Source organism: Actinomyces ruminicola (assembly GCF_900103885.1).
Taxonomy (GTDB): domain Bacteria; phylum Actinomycetota; class Actinomycetes; order Actinomycetales; family Actinomycetaceae; genus Actinomyces; species Actinomyces ruminicola.
This window is the reverse complement of record NZ_FNIM01000007.1, coordinates 131,507-148,576: the sequence shown is the minus strand read 5'-3', so window position 1 is coordinate 148,576 and position 17,070 is coordinate 131,507. Positions and strand designations below refer to the sequence as shown.

Annotated in this window: 11 protein-coding genes, 1 pseudogene and 1 CRISPR repeat array; of the genes and pseudogenes, 7 read left to right on the top strand and 5 right to left on the bottom strand. The window is 71.8% G+C overall.

What is annotated here, in order from left to right; all coding sequences use genetic code 11:
* Window positions 1–417 precede the first annotated feature (417 nt).
* Window positions 418–1,188: a CRISPR direct-repeat array (repeat unit 37 nt; unit sequence GTCTTAATGCACCTGAAGGTGCGAGGTGCTTCCTGAC).
* Between the two features lie 527 nt (window positions 1,189–1,715).
* Window positions 1,716–2,534, top strand: a complete 819-nt coding sequence (gene cas6, locus BLR49_RS07550; RefSeq protein ID WP_245690544.1) for a CRISPR system precrRNA processing endoribonuclease RAMP protein Cas6 — start codon at window positions 1,716–1,718, stop codon at window positions 2,532–2,534.
* A 67-nt stretch (window positions 2,535–2,601) separates the two neighbouring features.
* Here cas6 and hpt read toward each other — a convergent pair whose 3' ends face one another.
* The 3 genes from hpt to dacB form a co-directional block, all read right to left on the bottom strand.
* A complete protein-coding gene (gene hpt / locus BLR49_RS07545) occupies window positions 2,602–3,156 on the bottom strand; it encodes a hypoxanthine phosphoribosyltransferase (RefSeq protein WP_092535809.1) in 555 nt (184 codons plus the stop codon).
* 213 nt (window positions 3,157–3,369) lie between these two features.
* Window positions 3,370–4,458, bottom strand: a complete 1,089-nt coding sequence (locus BLR49_RS07540; protein WP_092535806.1) for a zinc-dependent metalloprotease — start codon at window positions 4,456–4,458, stop codon at window positions 3,370–3,372.
* Window positions 4,459–4,470: 12 nt separating this feature from the next.
* On the bottom strand, window positions 4,471–5,865 hold the full coding sequence (gene dacB, locus BLR49_RS07535; RefSeq protein ID WP_092535858.1) for a D-alanyl-D-alanine carboxypeptidase/D-alanyl-D-alanine endopeptidase: 1,395 nt from the start codon (window positions 5,863–5,865) through the stop codon (window positions 4,471–4,473).
* 243 nt (window positions 5,866–6,108) lie between these two features.
* Here dacB and BLR49_RS07530 point away from each other — a divergent pair, with 243 nt between their 5' ends.
* Window positions 6,109–6,609, top strand: coding sequence for an inorganic diphosphatase (locus BLR49_RS07530; RefSeq protein WP_092535804.1), 501 nt, complete (start codon window positions 6,109–6,111; stop codon window positions 6,607–6,609).
* A gap of 48 nt (window positions 6,610–6,657) precedes the next feature.
* Here the strand turns inward: BLR49_RS07530 and BLR49_RS07525 are convergent, their stop codons facing one another.
* Window positions 6,658–8,127 (bottom strand): C40 family peptidase, encoded by a 1,470-nt coding sequence (locus BLR49_RS07525; RefSeq protein ID WP_245690543.1) that lies wholly within the window; start codon window positions 8,125–8,127, stop codon window positions 6,658–6,660.
* A gap of 318 nt (window positions 8,128–8,445) precedes the next feature.
* Here BLR49_RS07525 and BLR49_RS07520 point away from each other — a divergent pair, with 318 nt between their 5' ends.
* From BLR49_RS07520 to BLR49_RS07500, 5 genes and pseudogenes are all read left to right on the top strand, one after another.
* Window positions 8,446–9,807, top strand: coding sequence for an O-acetylhomoserine aminocarboxypropyltransferase/cysteine synthase family protein (locus tag BLR49_RS07520; protein ID WP_092535798.1), 1,362 nt, complete (start codon window positions 8,446–8,448; stop codon window positions 9,805–9,807).
* Window positions 9,808–10,542: 735 nt separating this feature from the next.
* Window positions 10,543–11,733 (top strand): homoserine O-acetyltransferase MetX, encoded by a 1,191-nt coding sequence (gene metX / locus BLR49_RS07515; protein WP_425425761.1) that lies wholly within the window; start codon window positions 10,543–10,545, stop codon window positions 11,731–11,733.
* Window positions 11,730–12,818: an alpha/beta hydrolase gene (locus BLR49_RS07510; protein ID WP_092535792.1), complete on the top strand. Its 1,089-nt coding sequence runs from the start codon at window positions 11,730–11,732 to the stop codon at window positions 12,816–12,818. Before metX ends, BLR49_RS07510 begins: the two co-directional genes overlap by 4 nt.
* A gap of 637 nt (window positions 12,819–13,455) precedes the next feature.
* Window positions 13,456–14,562 (top strand): annotated as a pseudogene (locus BLR49_RS07505) (bifunctional lysylphosphatidylglycerol flippase/synthetase MprF); the annotation flags it as partial.
* Entirely contained in the window at window positions 14,555–15,934 is a 1,380-nt protein-coding gene (locus BLR49_RS07500) for an alpha/beta hydrolase (RefSeq protein ID WP_092535786.1), read from the top strand. The pseudogene BLR49_RS07505 and the gene BLR49_RS07500, both read left to right, overlap by 8 nt.
* Window positions 15,935–16,002: 68 nt before the next feature.
* Here BLR49_RS07500 and BLR49_RS07495 read toward each other — a convergent pair whose 3' ends face one another.
* The gene (locus tag BLR49_RS07495) at window positions 16,003–17,016 is read right to left on the bottom strand and encodes a restriction system modified-DNA reader domain-containing protein (protein ID WP_092535783.1); all 1,014 of its coding nucleotides are present in this window, start codon (window positions 17,014–17,016) and stop codon (window positions 16,003–16,005) included.
* Window positions 17,017–17,070: the final 54 nt, after the last annotated feature.

Below are 17,070 nucleotides of genomic sequence, written 5' to 3'. Positions count from 1 at the left end.
ACACGGATCCTCCACGAACAAGCCGAAACCACCCACCCCATCATGGCCATCACCGCATAACCAGATCTACACCACACCAAGAGACTTGACCGCCGTGCGTATCCGGCTCGACACGCGCGACCAGCCCGCGGGCTCGGCTACTGACACCGGGCGAGACCGACCAGCCAGGCCCGAGTCACTACCGCACCAGACCGAGGCGCCGTCCGCGTCTACCCCACGCCCCTAAACCGGAAGAGCCCGTTGCTAACGCCAGCCAACGGAGCACTGAAGGGGCCATAGACATGCATCAAACCGGCCACTGGCGCAGCCAACTACCAATGCAACTCGGCTGCGACCCCGCACCCCAACCCTAATGCAGCCGGACGTACGAGGTGCTTCCTGACTGGATACCGAACCGGCCACCTCCCAGCAGTGCTGGTCCTAATGCACCTGAAGGTGCGAGGTGCTTCCTGACGGCTTGTGGCTTGTCCCGTTCAAGCGTGTGGCGGAAGGTCTTAATGCACCTGAAGGTGCGAGGTGCTTCCTGACGAGGCCGACGCCGCCCAGGCCGAGGTCGAGGCCACCGTCTTAATGCACCTGAAGGTGCGAGGTGCTTCCTGACGGCTTGTGGCTTGTCCCGTTCAAGCGTGTGGCGGAAGGTCTTAATGCACCTGAAGGTGCGAGGTGCTTCCTGACGAGGCCGACGCCGCCCAGGCCGAGGTCGAGGCCACCGTCTTAATGCACCTGAAGGTGCGAGGTGCTTCCTGACTCCCACGAACAACGATCTGAGCCTGTAGGAGCAACGTCTTAATGCACCTGAAGGTGCGAGGTGCTTCCTGACATTACCGTCGGTTCCCTATGCACCGGCTATGGGGGGGGTCTTAATGCACCTGAAGGTGCGAGGTGCTTCCTGACCAGAACCATCACCGACACTGCCCAGCGGCTCCTGCACGTCTTAATGCACCTGAAGGTGCGAGGTGCTTCCTGACGGCAACCGTCGTCGAAGCCATACACCATGCACTATGCGGTCTTAATGCACCTGAAGGTGCGAGGTGCTTCCTGACCATCGCGACGAGGTCACCTGGAGGAGCGAGGAAAGTCTTAATGCACCTGAAGGTGCGAGGTGCTTCCTGACGGCTGCACATCGATCACGAGAAGAACGCCTACCTAGCGTCTTAATGCACCTGAAGGTGCGAGGTGCTTCCTGACCCCTACCCCTGGAAACCGCGTCATACCGCCACTTCCAGAGGCGAGATCGCCACCGGCCCCGCAAGCACCCCACGGGACCGACTGGCACCACCCCAAAACTACCACCTTTCGTTGGAAACAAGCCAAGCGCCACCGACACCCCTCCAGGCCCCTCCAGCCACCAACTTTCAACGAAGTCATGCGGAAAAGTCGGGGTCAAAACGTACCAATCTTTGTACCGTAGACCAAATTGTGACCTCCCGGCGCACGCCACACCAGGCACACACGCCCCAACAGCACCACACGCCACAGCCGTATCACGCTCGCCGCCCTCCCGGCGCGGTCACGCCGCCCCTCCCGGCGCCGCCCCGGCCCGGCCCATCACCCCGCACAACGACACACTTCGTCGAAATGCGCCAAGAACTAATACACCTGTACATCCCCGCCACCACCAGATCGGTGCCAAAATGACCTCGGCGCGGCACGCCTGACCGCGCCGCCGTCGCACACAACGTCGTGACGCACACGCGTCCAAGACCACAGGAGGCGTGACCGTGCCCGCTACCGTGTACATCCGCTTCGATGTCGACGCCCGCGTCCACGCCACACCCCGACGTCTCCACGCGGCCTGGGGCCACGTACTGGATCTGCCCGCGGGCATATCCCCCGCACGCGCCCGGCACCTGCCCAGCCTGGCCCACCGCACGCCGCACGACGCCCCCGGCCCCAAGCCCTACTGCCTGGGCCAGATGGACGAGTCGCCGGGCATGATCGGAATCGAGCTGCGTATCCTGAACGATCACCTCCTGGACACGCTCGACGCCTGGCTCGCCTGGGGCGGCGTACTGCCGCTCGGCGACGGCGCCGAGCACACGGTCCTCGCCGCCGCCCTGGAAGCGCAGGTGCTCGAGCAGTCCTCCTGGGAGGAACTGGCCGCCACCTGCGAGCACAACGCCTGGAGCATCCAGCTGCTGTCCCCCACCGTGTTCACCACCCGGGGCCGACACTCGCCCGGCATCACCCCAACATCCCTGGCGACCAGCCTCCACAGCCGCTGGCGCCGCTGGTCACCCCAAACCGCGCCCACGCTGCCGGAGCATGCACACCTGGAACGGCTCCTGGCCATGGAGGACGCCACCCACGCCGTCGACGTCGGCCTGGGCATGCCCCGCCGCGACCGGCGCGGCCGACTTGCTGACCGGCGCATCCCCGCCCGTGCCGGCGAACTGCGCATCTGCGGCCCCACCGGCACTCCGACCACGGCCGCATTCTCCCGGCTAATGGCCCTGGCGCGCTACACCAACGTCGGGTCACACACCGCCTACGGCATGGGCGTGATCGACGTCATCCCCGACCCCCTGCCCTGACAATCGTTGGACACATGCCCGGCGCGGCCCCAGGCGCGCCGGCTCCACCCGGCCCAAGCCCACGGCCTCAGCCCCCGTACACCTCCGGGCGCAGGGTGCCGATGAACGGCAGGTTGCGGTACTTCTCCGCGTAGTCCAGCCCGTAGCCGACCACGAACTCGGTGGGGATGTCGAAGCCGACGTACTTGACGTCCACATCCACCTTGGCCGCCTCCGGCTTGCGCAGCAGGGTGGCGATCTCCACGCTGGCCGCGCCGCGGCTGGACAGGTTGCCCAGCAGCCAGGACAGCGTCAGGCCGGAGTCGATGATGTCCTCCACCACCAGCACGTGCCGGCCGGTGATGTCGGCGTCCAGATCCTTCAGGATGCGCACCACCCCGCTGGACTTGGTGCCCGAGCCGTAGGAGGACACCGCCATCCAGTCCATCGGCACCGAGCGGTGCAGCCGCCGGGACAGGTCCGCCATCACGTAGACGGCCCCCTTGAGCACACCCACCAGCAGCAGGTCGTGCCCGGCGTAGTCGGCGTCAATCTGGGCGGCCATCTCATCCAGCCGCTGGTTGATCTCCTCCTCGGTGATGAGCACCTGCTGCAGGTCCTGTCCCATGTCCGCGGCATCCATGTATGAGTTCCTCGTTTCCGCTGAGCGTCCGGCAAGCAACTGGCGGCGGCTGGGGCGGCGTCGGGCCGACGCGCGGGCTCCAGTCCCACCCGCATCCTTTCACACCGCGCACCGCCCGATCCCGGGCCGGACGGCCCGGTTGTGCACGACGCGTGCAGTCCCGGGGGCCTCCCTCGCGCCGCGACCCGCCGCATCCGCACACCCCGGCCCGTGCTACAGGCCCATCCGCTCGATCCAGGCCTGCGGCCGGGCGATCTCCTCGGGCCGGGGCAGGTTCCCCGGCGCCCGCCACACCACGTTGAGCCCCGCGTGCCCCACCCGGCCGACGACGCCGCGCACGAAGGCGGCGCCGTCCGCGTACTGCATCTGCTTGGCCTCCACGCCCAGCACGCGTTCGAGCAGCGTGCCCGCCGCGCTCTCCTGGGAGTGCCCCAGCACCGCGCGCAGCCGGTGGACCGACGGCATGTGGCTGGGCTCGACGGCGTCCAGCACCGCCTCGGCGTGCCCCTCCAGCAGGGCCATGGTGGCGGCGACGGCGGCCAGCCGCTCCCGCTCGGCCGCACCGAGGCGGTCGGTGAGCAGCGCCGAGGGCTCGCCGGGCCGTGCGGAGGCATCAGCGCGCAGCGCCCGGGCCAGGCGGGTGAGGCCGCCGGGCTCGCCCGCCCCGGGCGCGCGCATCAGCGCGGTGGCGACCTCGCTCACCTGCGCGGCGAGGTGACCGGTCAGCCAGGGGGCGGCGGCCAGCTGGAGGACGTGGGCGGCCTCGTGCAGCGTCACCCAGGCGGGCAGGTCGAGTCGGTCCAGGTCGCGGCGCCGCTCCAGCTCCAGCACATTGGGAGCCACCAGCAGCATGCGGGGGCCGGGCTCGCCGTCCCCGGCGGGCAGCACCTGCCCGAGCACGCGGGCGGAAACCAGGCCGAGCAGGCCGGCCACCGCGCCGGTGACGAGCCTGCGGGAGACGGGGGCGAGCAGGCCGTGCTGTGCATCCGGGTCCGGCACCCGCCCCATGAGGGCGCCCAGGAAGGCGGCATTGGCCCGCTGCACGCCCACCCGATCCACCACCAGCACCCGGGTGGTGTCCGCCGCCTCCCGGGCCGCTCGGCTCAGTCCGGTGATGCGGGCCGCCCAGGGGATGGCGTCGTCGGCGCTGCGGCGCAGCAGCGCGACGACGCCGCGGCGGGCCGCCCCGGGCACCTGCGGCCCGGCCGGGGTGGCCACCCGCGCGAGCCGCAGCGCGCCGTCCCAGTCGACGCCGTCGGCCGCGCTGCGCCCCGCCGTACCGCCATCCGGCTGCCTACTCACGCCGCCTGCCCCTCAGCCCCCGCAGCCACAGGCGGCCAGCGGGGAGACCAGGTCGTCGTCGATGGCCAGGCGGGCGGAGTACAGGCCGCCCTCGGCGAAGCCGTCCACGATCACGCTGAAGGCCAGCAGTCGCCCGTCCGCGGTGACCACGGTGCCGGTCAGGGAGGCGACGGTGTCCAGGGAGCCGGTCTTGGCGCGCACGGTGCCGGCGCCGGAGATGCCGATGAAGCGGTCGTCCAGCGTCCCGTCCAGTCCGCCCACCGGCAGCGCGGTCATGAGGCTGCGGCCCACGGTGCCGGCGTCGGCCGCGGAGGCACGGGCGATGATCTGGGCGAGCAGCCGGGCGGGGACCTTGTTCCCCAGGGCCAGGCCGCAGGAGTCGCGCAGGGTCACGCCGGACGTGTCGAAGCCGTCGTCCCGCAGCCGGCTGAGCACGGCCCGTGAGGCGCCGTCGAAGCTGGCCTCCTCCCCGGCTGCCAGAGCCACCAGCCGTCCCTCGACCTCGGTCATGGTGTTGTCCGAGGCCTTGAGGGAGACGGCCAGGGTGTCGGCCAGCGGGGCGGAGGTGACGGCGGCGATCTCGGTGGCGGCCTCACCGGCCGCGGCCCGGCTGACGGTGCCGGTCACCTCGATACCGGCCTTGCGCAGGTGTTCCGCGAAGGTCTGGGCGGCCTCCAGGGCGGGGTCGACCGGATAGCCGCCGGAGGGGTAGGCGGTCACGTCCACCATCAGCGGCTGGATGGGGGCGACCCAGGACTCGTTGCCGTCCGCCCAGGCACTGTTCCAGGTGGGGCCGGTGAACAGGGTGTCGTCCAGGGCCACGGACACGCTGGTGACGCCCTGCTCCTGGAGCTGCGCGGCGGCGGCGCGGGCCAGGTCGCCCAGGCCGGCGCGGCCGACGGTGGCGTCCGGATCGCCGGCGTCGTCGGACAGCAGGACGTCGCCGCCGCCGACCAGGGTGACGGTGCTGCCGTCCAGGACGGCCCTGGTCTCCAGGGTGTGGTCGGCGCCCATCAGCGACAGGGCCGCCCAGGCCACCAGCAGCTTGTTGGAGGAGGCGGGAGTCAGGGCGGTGGAGGCGCCGTGGTCCACCAGCTCCTCGCCGCTGGTCACGTCCATGATCGACACGCCGGTGGTGCCCTCCCCGACGCGCCTGTCTCCGGCCAGCGTCTCGGCCAGCGCGGCCAGCTCGGCGGCGTCGGGGACGGGCGCGTCCGCATCCAGACCGGAGGCGGCCTCGGGCTCCTGCGGGGCGGCGGAGGCGGTGGGGAAGGGCTGCACCGCGTAGTCGGCGGGCGAGGCGGTCAGCACGCCGGGCACCAGGTCGAGGGCGTCGGCCAGGCCGTAATAGGCGCCGACGACGACGAGCGTGGCTGCCGTCAGGGCTGCGATCTGGGCCTTGTGCACGGCTCCTCCGGAGGTCGGGCGGACGTTGATGCGGTGTGCGGGCGCGTCCGAGTCGGACAAATACGGCCACGTCCATGGCGGGCCGCATCGCTTTTCCCGCCGGATGCGCCGTCGTAGTCCACACTAGTGCCATCGGACCGGCCCTTCCGGCGCGACGCCGTCCTCGTCGTGTCGGGGGTCGGCAGGCGTCCCGACCGATCGGGGCGCCCACACCCGCAGACAACGCGAGATACGGAGTCACCCGTGGAATTCGACGTCACGATTGAGATCCCCAAGGGGAACCGCAACAAGTACGAGCTCGACCACACCACCGGGCGCATCAAGCTGGACCGGATGCTGTTCACCTCCACCCGCTACCCGGACGACTACGGGTTCATCGACAACACGCTGGGCGAGGACGGGGACCCGCTCGACGCCCTGGTGCTGCTGGAGGAGCCCACCTTCCCCGGCTGCCTCATCCGCTGCCGCGCCCTGGGCATGTTCCGCATGCGCGACGAGAAGGGCGGCGACGACAAGGTCCTGTGCGTGCCCGCCGGCGACCAGCGCGCCTCCTGGCGCACCGACATCGAGGACGTCTCCGAGTTCCACCGCCTGGAGATCCAGCACTTCTTCGAGGTGTACAAGGACCTCGAGCCCGGCAAGAGCGTCGAGGGGGCCCACTGGGTCGGCCGTGAGGAGGCCGAGGAGGAGATCCGCCGGTCCTATGAGCGCGAGGCCGCACGCATCGCCCGCGAGGGGCACTGACCGGGGCCGGCGGCCCTGGGCGGGCCCGGCGCCCACGGCGTCGGCCGCTCAGGGCCGCACGGCGTAGGGCATGATCCCGGAGTAGCGCATGGAGGTCACGCGCACCGTGTAGCCGAAGGTGGGCGCCTCGATCATCTGACCGTTACCCAGGTACATGGCCACGTGGTAGATGCCGGACTGGGTGCCGTTGGAGGACCAGAAGACCAGGTCACCAGGCTGGGCGCTGGACAGCGGGATCAGCGCCCCCTGCCCGTACTGCGCCCGGGATGAGTGAGTCAGGTAGACGCCCGCCGCCCGGTAGGACAGCATGGTCAGGCCCGAGCAGTCGACGCCGCCGTAGGACTCGCCCGCCCACACATAGGGCACGCCGATGTAGGTGTATGCCGCAGAAATCGCCGCGCTGGCGGAGCCGCCCGACGTCGAGGCGCTGGTGGTCGTGGCCGTCTGCCGCGAGCTCTGTGAGGAGGAGCCGGAGGAGCTCCCGGACGACGAGCCCTGGGACGACGAACCGGACGAGGATCCAGCCGACGAAGACGAACCGCCGCCCGAGGACTGCTGGCTCTGCGCCGACTGGGATGAGGAGCCGGAGGACGACGAGGGCGCGGACGACCCGGATGAGGAGCCCGAGGCAGCCTCGGAGGAACCGGACGGCGTCTGCGCGCCCTGCTGCTCATTGTTGCGGGCGGCCTCTGCCTGAGCGGCCTGCTCGCGGGCGGCCTGCTCAGCCGCCTCCTTGGCTGCGGCCTCCTCGCGCGCCTTGCGCTCCGCCTCCAGCTGCTCCTGGTAGGCGGTCTCCAGTTCAACGGTGGTGTTGCGCTGCTCGGCGAGCTGGGCGATGAGGCTGGCGCGCTCGGTCTCGGCGGAGGCCTGTGCCGCCTGTGCGGCCGCGGCGGCGGCGTCGGCGTCGGCCTTGGCGGTGGCGGCGGCGTCGGCGGCGGTCTGCTTGGCCTCCACCTTGGAGTCGGCGATGGACTGCATGGTGTCCGCGACCGCCTGCAGGGCCTCGACGCTCTGCAGCTGGGAGTCGGTGTTCTCCCCGGCACGATCCAGGGCGACGCTGACGTCGGTGGCGTCGCCGAGGGACTGACCGGACAGGTAGGGCGCCAGGGAGTCCAGGGTGCCGGCACTGCCCTGCTCGTAGGTCTCGGCGACGACGGCCCCCAGGTCGGTGCGCGCCTCATCCGTTTCCTCGGCGGCGGCGTCGGCGGCGGCCTGCGCGTTCTCGGCGTCGGTGGTGGCGGCGTCGAGCTCGTCGAGCGCGGTGAGGTAGTCCTCGTTGGCGGCGGCGGCCTCGACCTCGGCGGCGGCGGTCGTTGCGCTCAGCTGAGCCAAGGAGGCCTCAAGCGAGGCGATGGATGCCTCCGTCGTCTGCTCGGCGGACTTGGCGCGGTCGATGTCGTCCTGGGTCACTTCATCGGCGACAGCCGGGGTGAGCGTGACGGCGAGTGCGAGTGCCGCGGCGATCAGGCTCGCGCGCAGGGGTGCGCTTGAGCGGCGCGGGCGATGGGTCGTGCTCACAGGTTCTCCGTACGTGTTCCGGCGCGCCTCCTTGACCGACGCACCCCGGGTGTTCTCGCATACCGTACCCATCAACGCGCACATGAGAAACAGGAACAACAGGTTTCACAACAGTCACACGAGCCGCAGCACCTACCACTAACCCCGGAATCAAGCGGATCTACGACACGCGCCGCACCTGCGTGGCATTCGTCACATGTTGCGTTGCGGTAGCGTTTCCCCCACAGATCCGGCCGGTCCCCCGCCCTCCGCAGCCCGGAAACCTCGCGCGGCCGGCCACCGATCTGGCACCGATCTGTCACCGATCAAGGAGCTCTCATGGCTGAAGCACCGTCCCGCAACCCGGGGCACGTCCCCTCCCCCGCAGACCCGACCGGCTGGCACTTCGAGACCATGCAGGTCCAGGCCGGCCACACCCCCGACTCCGAAACCGGCGCCCGGGCCATTCCGATCTACCAGTCGACCTCCTTCGTCTTCCCCAACGCCCAGGAGGCCGCCGACCGCTTCGACCTGAAGTCGCTGGGCCCCATCTACACGCGGCTGGACAACCCCACCAACCAGATCGTCGCGCGCCGCATCGCCGCGCTCGAGGGCGGCATCGGCGCCCACCTGGTCGCCTCGGGCATGGCCGCGCAGGCCCTGACCTTCTTCACCCTGGGCGGGCAGGGCAGCAACATCGTCGCCTCCCCCTCCCTGTACGGCGGCACCGTCAACCAGCTGAACCACACCCTGCCCAAGCTGGGCATCGAGACGCGCTTCGTGACCGACCCCGGCGACCCGGACGCCTGGGCCGCACTGGCCGACGAGCGCACCATCTGCTTCTTCGGCGAGTCCATCCCCAACCCCAAGGGCGACATCCTCGACATCGAGCCCATCGCCGAGGCCGCGCACGCGCTCGGCATCCCACTGGTGGTGGACAACACCGTCGCCTCCCCCTACCTGACCCGGCCCTTCGAATGGGGAGCGGACATCATCGTCCACGCGGCCACCAAGTTCCTCGGCGGACACGGCTCCACCGTCATGGGCGTGATCGTCGACTCCGGCAACTTCGACTACGCCTCTCAGCCCGAGCGCTTCCCCGCCTTCAACACCCCCGACCCCTCCTACAACGGCCTCGTCTATGCGCGCGACCTCGGCGTCGGCAGCCCGCTGGGCAATATGGCCTTCATCCTGCGAGCCCACACGGCCGGCCAGCGCGACCTCGGCTTCGCCGCGAGCCCCATGGACTCCTTCCTGCTCGCCCAGGGCGTCGAGACCCTCTCCCTGCGCATGGAGCGCCACGTGGACAACGCCCTCGCCGTCGCCCGCTGGCTCGAGGGCCGGCCCGAGGTGGCCGAGGTGCGCTACGCCGGGCTGGAGTCCAGCCCCTACTACGAGCTGCACCGCAAGTACTGCCCGCGCGGCGCAGGCAGCGTGTTCGCCTTCGACCTGGTCGGTGGCCGCGAGGCGGGCGCCGCCTTCATAGACGCGCTGTCCCTGTTCTCCAACCTCGCCAACATCGGCGACGTCCGCTCCCTGTGTGTCCACCCGGCCACGACCACCCACTCCCAGTTGACCGACGAGGAGCTGAACCGCGCGGGTATCAGTGCCGGCACGGTGCGCCTGAGCATCGGCATCGAGCACGTCGACGACATCATCGCCGACCTCGAGCGCGGCCTGGCCGCCGTCGCCGCCCTCTAGGCCGTCACCACCTCCGCCCCCCTCCGCCTCCGCCCCGTCCGCCTCCACCTCCATCTCCCACCCCACTCGCCGAGATCGGTAGAAGTTACGTGCCGAGATCGGTAGATATGGCAGCTCCGGCGTGCGTCCTCCCACCCAGGCCGACGCACACCGGAGTTGCCCGGGCAGACTCGGCTCAATCCGGGATGTCGGCAGTTCCGGTTTGGGTGCTGTGGCTGGCTGGCGTCGTCGGTGCTCGGGCAAGGCGTGTGCGGGCACGGCCGAGGAGCACCGATTGCCGTTGCACGACCTTGGGGTTCATTCCACGACCCCGGGGTGGTCGTGGAATGAACCCCAAGGTCGTGATTCGATGTCGAGGCCGGGTGCTCGATCGTCTCAAACCCCGAGGCAACCGCCCCACAACATCGCGCAGCCGCGCCACCACCACATCTACCGAACTCGGCACGTAAGATCTACCGAACTCGGCACGTAAGATCTACCGAACTCGGCACGTAAGATCTACCGAACTCGGCACGTCACTTCTACCGATCTCGGCACGTAAGTTCTACCGAATTCGTGACGCTACGCCGGCGGCCACCTGATCACCGGCCAGGGCGACGCCGTCGAGCGGGCCACAACCGCCTTCATCGCCGAACCCGCCCGCACACTCCCGCCCCACCTTTCCCGCCACTCACCGGCACCCGAGACGCACCTCTCCCTCGCCCACCACCCGCCGCCCCGGCTACCATGACGGCCATGACCTCGCCGATTTCACAGGCGCCGGGCGTCGGCACGGCCACCCTCAAGCTCGTCGACCGCTCGGCGGGCTCCCCCACGGGCGCCTGGCGTCCGGGCGACGACCCGGGCCGGCGCCACTTCCTGGAGATCGGCGACCTCCCCCTGGACTCCGGCGAGATCCTGCCCGAGACGCACCTGGCCTTCGAGACCTGGGGGCAGCTGGCGCCCGCGCGCGACAACGCCGTCCTGGTGCTGCACGCCCTGACCGGCGACTCCCACGTCACCGGCGAGGCTGGCCCCGGCCACCCCACCCCCGGCTGGTGGGACACGCTGGTCGGCCCCGGCCGCGCCATCGACACCGACCGCTACTACGTGGTGGCCGCGAACATCCTGGGCGGCTGCCAGGGCTCCACCGGCCCCTCCTCCACCGCCCCGGACGGGCGCCCCTGGGGCTCGCGCTTCCCCTGGCTGACCACCCGCGACGCCGTGCGCGCGGAGTCGCGCCTGGCGGACGCCCTCGGCATCGACACCTTCCACCTGGTCATCGGCGCCTCGCTCGGCGGGCACCGCGCCCTGGAGTGGGGCGTGATGAACCCCGAGCGCGTGCGCAACCTGGCGCTGGTGGCCACCGGCGCCTCCACCACCGCCGACCAGCTCGCCTGGTGCCACCTGCAGGAGCTGGCCATCGTCGGCGACCCCTACTTCTTCGACGGCGACTACTACAACCACCGCGTCGGCCCCGTGCGCGGCCTGGGGCTGGCCCGCGCCATCGCCCACACCACCTACCGCTCCGCCGGGGAGCTGGACACCCGCTTCGGCCGCGCCCACCAGGGGCAGGAGGACCCCGCCGTCGGCGGCCGCTACCAGATCGAGTCCTACCTGGACCACCACTCCGGCAAGCTGCTGGCCCGCTTCGACGCCAACACCTACCTGATCGTCAACCACTCCATGATGGTTCACGACGTCGGCGCCGGACGCGGCGGCATCGACGCGGCCCTGAGCACGGTGACCGCCCGCACGCTCGTGGTGGACGTCGACTCCGACCGGCTCTTCCTGCCGGCGCAGGCCGAGGAGCTGACCGTCGGCATCCCCGACACCCGCAGGGCCACCATCCACTCCCTGCACGGGCACGACGGCTTCCTCATAGAGGCCGACCAGATGGACGCCGCCCTGCGCGGCTTCCTGGCCGAGGACGAGCCGGGCCGGTGAGCGCATCCGAAGACCCCACAGACCCCGTTGACAGCGCCCCCGTCGACGCCTGGGGCCCCGACGTGCTCGGGCCGGGCTTCCGCGCCCGCACCCTGCGGCTGCTGCCCGACCCGGAGGACGACGACGCCGTCGCCACCCTGGTCCACCACGTGCCCGCGCTGGACCCCGCCGCCCTGCCCGGCACCCCCACGACGCCGCGCTTCGCCTTCCTGTACCTGCACGGCTGGAACGACTACTTCTTCCAGGCGGACTTCGCCCGGGAGATCTCACGCCTCGGCGGCGCCTTCTACGCCCTGGACCTGCGCCGCTACGGACGCTCCCTGCGCGAGGGACAGATGCTCGGCTGGGTCACCTCGCTGAACGACTACGACGAGGAGATCGGCCTGGCCCTGACCTCCATCCACGCCACCGAGGGGTGGGAGCTGCCCACCGTCCTGTACGGGCACTCCACCGGCGGGCTGACCGCCGCGCTGTGGGCCGACCGCCATCCCGGAGCCGTCTCCGCGCTGGTGCTGAACTCCGCCTGGCTGGAGATCCAGGGGGCCGTACCGGTGCGGCTCGTGGGCGAGCCGGTGGTGCGCACGCTCGCCCGCCGCGACCCGCGCATGGTGATCCCCACCCCCACCTACCCGCCGGAGTCCCTCTACTCCCTCGCCGACGGCTGGAGGCCCGAACGGGACGGCGAGCTGCCCGACCCCACCTGGGCCGACGATCCCTACATCACCGGCTGGAACGTCGACCGGCGCTGGAAGATCGTCCCGGCGGCGCCCATCCGCCCCGGCTGGCTGCTGGCGATCCTGGCCGGTCAGGCGCGGGTGGCCGCGGGCCTGGATGTGCGCTGCCCGATCCTGTCCATGGGATCGGCCCGCAGCCACTTGAGCGTGACCTGGACGCCGCAGGCGCGCAGCACCGACACGGTCGTCGACGCCGACGCCACCGCCCGCCGGGCGATCGGCCTGGGCAAGCTGGTGACCGTGGCCCGGTTCGACGGCGCCGTCCACGACCTGGTGCTGTCGGCCCCGCCCGTGCGCGAGCAGGTCTACTCCGCGCTGCGCCGTTGGCTGCGCGGCTACGTGCTGACCTGACGCCCTCAGCGGCCCCACCGACGCGCGTATGACACGCATTCACCGTCTGTTCCGAGCTTTTGTGCCCTGCTGTACGGGAATTTGCCGTGCACCAGGGTACAAAAGCTCGCAGTAGGCGACCGACGGGCGAACTGCCCGGGCTACTTTCGTCCTCACGACCCCCACCCGGAGGTAGGGGATGTCCCCGACTTGCGGCCGACTCACGTTCAGGGTTCGTTCATCCGCCGGGCCGAGGTGACCCACACCACCCGCCGCGCACGATTAAGGCATGTCCGCCCCAGCCGTCTCACCGCCTCTTCCCTCCATCGCAGCGACGCCCTCCCCCAGCACCCCCCTGGGCACCCCCACCCCGGCGCTCAGGCCCGCCTGGGCTCCCCTACCCGCCCCAAGCGCCGGGCCCACCGCTTCACCTGCGCTACCCCCGGCACTCACCTCGACGACGCCGCTGCCCAAACCCTCACAGCCGACGGCGCACCCGTCCCGCTGGTCGCGTCCGCGCCGGGCGGCGCGCTACCGCACCATCGGGCTGACGCTGCTCGGGACCGTCGCCGGACTGCTCGCCGTCGTCGGCACACTCCTTTGGGCCGCGGGCGCCCAGCACTCGGCCCGGGTGATCGCACCGCTGCTGCTGGGTTTCAGCCTGCTGGCCGTGTGGCACCGTGCGCGCCTGACCCGGCTGGCCCGCCTGACCGCCGCAGGGGCGCGGCAGAAGGAGCTGGGCGCACTGGTGCGCGCACACGGCGCGGGCACCCTCGGCTGGATGCTCACCTGGCGCGGCAACCAGGCGTGGATCAACCCCGACGGGGACGCCGGCTTCGCCTATCGCGTCGGCGGGGGCGTCGCCCTGACGCTCGGCGACCCTGCCGCCACACCCGCCGGCGTGGAGGGCGCCGTCGACGAGTTCTCCGCCTTCGCCGCCGACGCCGGCCTCATCCCGGCCCTGTACTCCGTGCACGAGCCGGTGATGCGGGCCGCGCGGGCGCGGGGCTGGACCGTGCTCCAGGTGGCCGAGGAGGCGGTCATCGACCTGGAGGGCCTGGCCTTCCGCGGCAAGGCCTTCCAGGACGTGCGCACCGCGCTGAACCACGCCCGGCGCGAGGGCATCAGCGCCCGGTGGACCACCTGGGAGACCGCACCGGCCGGCTGGCGCGACCAGATCCGCGCCATCTCGCAGGAGTGGGCCCACGACCAGGTGCTGCCGGAGATGGGCTTCACCCTCGGCGGACTGCCCGAGCTCGACGACGCCGACACCCGCCTGCTGCTGGCGGTCGACTCCGAGGGCACCGTCCATGCCGTCACCTCCTGGCTGCCGGTGCACCGCGAGGACGAGGTCATCGGTCTCACCCTGGACGTCATGCGCCGTCGGAAGGGCGGCTGGCGCCCCGCCATCGAGTACCTGATCGCCCGCGCCGTCCAGGACGCGCAGGCCGAGGGACTGGAGCTGCTGTCGCTGTCCGGCGCGCCGCTGGCCCGCTCCGCCGACGTCCCCTGCCCGGGTGCGGCCGCCGCCCGCCTGGACCCGGTGCTGGACCGGCTGGCCCGGCTGCTGGAACCCGCCTACGGCTTCGCCTCCCTGCACTCCTTCAAGCGGAAGTTTCAGCCACGGGCGGTGCCCATGTACCTGGCGGTGCCGGAGGCCATTGATCTGCCCGCGGTGGGGCTGGCGATCGCCCGCGCCTACCTGCCCGGCCTCAGCCCCGTGCAGGCGGCCCGCTTCGCCCGGGCGCTGGTGAGCCATGAGTGACGGCGTGGTACAGCTGCTGCGGCAGGTGCGGCTGCTGCACCCGTGGATGGGGCCCGCCTGCCTTGGCGCCGTCATGGCGGTGGCGGCACTGGTGTGGTTGACCCGCACCCGGCACCTGCCCTGGCGGCGCCAGCTCGCCGCGCCGCTGTCCGGGGCGGGCATCGGGGTGGCCTGCTGGGTGGCCGTCGACTGCCTGTGGCGCCCCTTCGCCGATGGTGTGGGCGCCACCGTGTGGCTGTGGGTGGGGCTGACCGCGACCGTCGTCGTCCAGGTGCTGCTCGGCGGGGATGCGGCCGCCGACCGCGCCCGCGTGCACGCCCACCGGCGCCGCCTGGTGCGCGCGGCCGGATCGGGCGGGAGCATCACCGCCACCGTGGCTGCCGCCTGCCTGGCCGTCAACGCCTTCTTCGCCGCCTACCCGTCGGCAGCCGCAGTGCTGGGGCTGGGAGTGGCGACGACGCCGCTGGAGTCCCTGACGGCCGCGGCCTCCCTGCCCCGGCACCCCGAGCGCGGCCCGGGCGTCCTGGAGGAGACGTGGCGGGCACCCGCGGACATGCCGGATCAGGGCGCCGTCGTCACCGCCGCCATCCCCGCCGGCGACCAGTCCGGCACCGCCGGCTTCCAGCCCCGCGACGCCTACATCTACCTCCCCCCGGCCTATCTGACGCCGCAGCGTCCGGCGCTGCCGGTGCTGGTGCTGCTGACAGGGCAGCCGGGCAGCCCCTCGGACTGGTTCGAGCTGGGCGGCTTGAAGGACTCGCTGGACGCCTACGCCGCGGCGCACGCCGGCCTGGCGCCGGTGGTGGTGGTCGTGGACATGCTGGGCAGCCCCTACCGCAACCCGCTGTGCGCGGACACGGTGCGCGGCGGGAAGGTGGCCACCTACCTGGAGCGGGACGTGCCCGCGTGGATCCGCAGTCACCTGCAGGTGGATGACGACGCCGCCCACTGGGCGGTCGGAGGGCTGTCCAACGGGGGCACCTGCGCCCTGCAGGCGGTGTCCCGCTCCCCGCAGGTGTACCCCACCTTCCTGGCCATGAGTGCCGAGGAGCACCCCACCCTGGGATCGGAGCAGCGCACCCTTGAGGTCGGCTTCGGCGGGGATCGGGCCGCCTATGCGGCCAACGATCCGCTGTCCCTGCTGGCGGCCGCGCCGGCGGGCCGCTACGCGGGCGTGGCCGGGGTGCTGTCGGTGGGCACCGGCGACAGCCGCTACGCGCAGGTCGTGCCCACCGTCGCCGACGCGGCCATGCGCGCGGGCATGACGGTGACGGAGCGCGAGTACCCCGGTGGGCACACCTGGGCGGTGTGGTCGGTGGCGCTGCGGGATCAGCTCGACTGGCTGGGCCGGCGTCTCGGCATCACCGGCTGAGCGCGTGACAGGCCTTTCCCCGCTGCTCCGCGGGCGACCGGGTCACCTCAGCCGCCCTGCTCCTGGCCTCAGGCCAGCAGGTCACGCAGGCTCGGGCCGCCGACGCCGACGCGCCACACCCGCCAACCGTCGATGTCCTGGGTGCGCTGGGCGGCATTGGCCGCTGCGGAGGGGTCGCGGAAGGTGGCGCCGTCGGCCAGGGTGATGGTGCCGTCGGCGGCCAGGGTCGCCCGGTGGTCGATGCCGCGACGACGGCGCAGCCACACCAGGGTGGCCGGGGTCTCGATGGTCTGGGCGATGCCCGCCAGGGCCCGCTCCGAGGCCTCGCCGGAGGGGACGGTGGGCTCGGCGCCCAGCACGGCCGCGTCCAGGCGGTGCCCGCTGTTGGGGCCCGCGGGAGCCGACGTAGCCGGGACGTCGGCCTGCGGGCTGGAAGGCTCGATCACCGGGGTGGGCGCGGTGGCGTCGTCGGGCTGCGGATCGTCCTCCGTCTCCACCGCGGGCGCGGCAGCCTGCCAGTTCAGAACCGGCGCCTGGCTGGCAGCGTCGGTGCGCAGCTGTTCCACCGACACCAGCGCACGCCCGTCCTCGGTGGAGCGGACCCGCAGCTCGTGCAGCTCCACGCCGGACTCGGCGATCATGCCGAAGGACGTGCGCACATCGGCGGCGATCTCGGTGGTCAGCAGGGTCAGCCGCGGACCGGGCTCGGCCCTGGCGGGCATGCTGCCGCGGAAGCGGTCCCAGTCCTTCTCGAAGGCGGATGGGCCGCCGGGGTAGCGGGCGGCGAGCTGAGCGCGGCCGGTGCAGGCGGCATTGGTAGCACGAGCCATGGCCAGTAGCAGCGCGGTGGAGTCCAGCACATCGATGACCTCGATGGTGACCACCTGGCCGGCCGCGTCGAGCGCCGTCAGGGCGTCCCCGCCGACGACCTGGTCCCAGCAGACGGGCAGCAGCGGCCGGTGCAGCACCTCGGCAATCTGCCGACGCACCGCGGACAGGACTGCGCTGCGGTCCGCATCGGTGGCGGGGCGGCCTAGAACCGCGGGCTGAAGCCGGTCGTCCTTGAGATCAAAGAGCGCCATCTTGATGTGCCTTCCTGTCCGGCGCTCACCGCCCCGACGGTCGCGCGCTGCTCG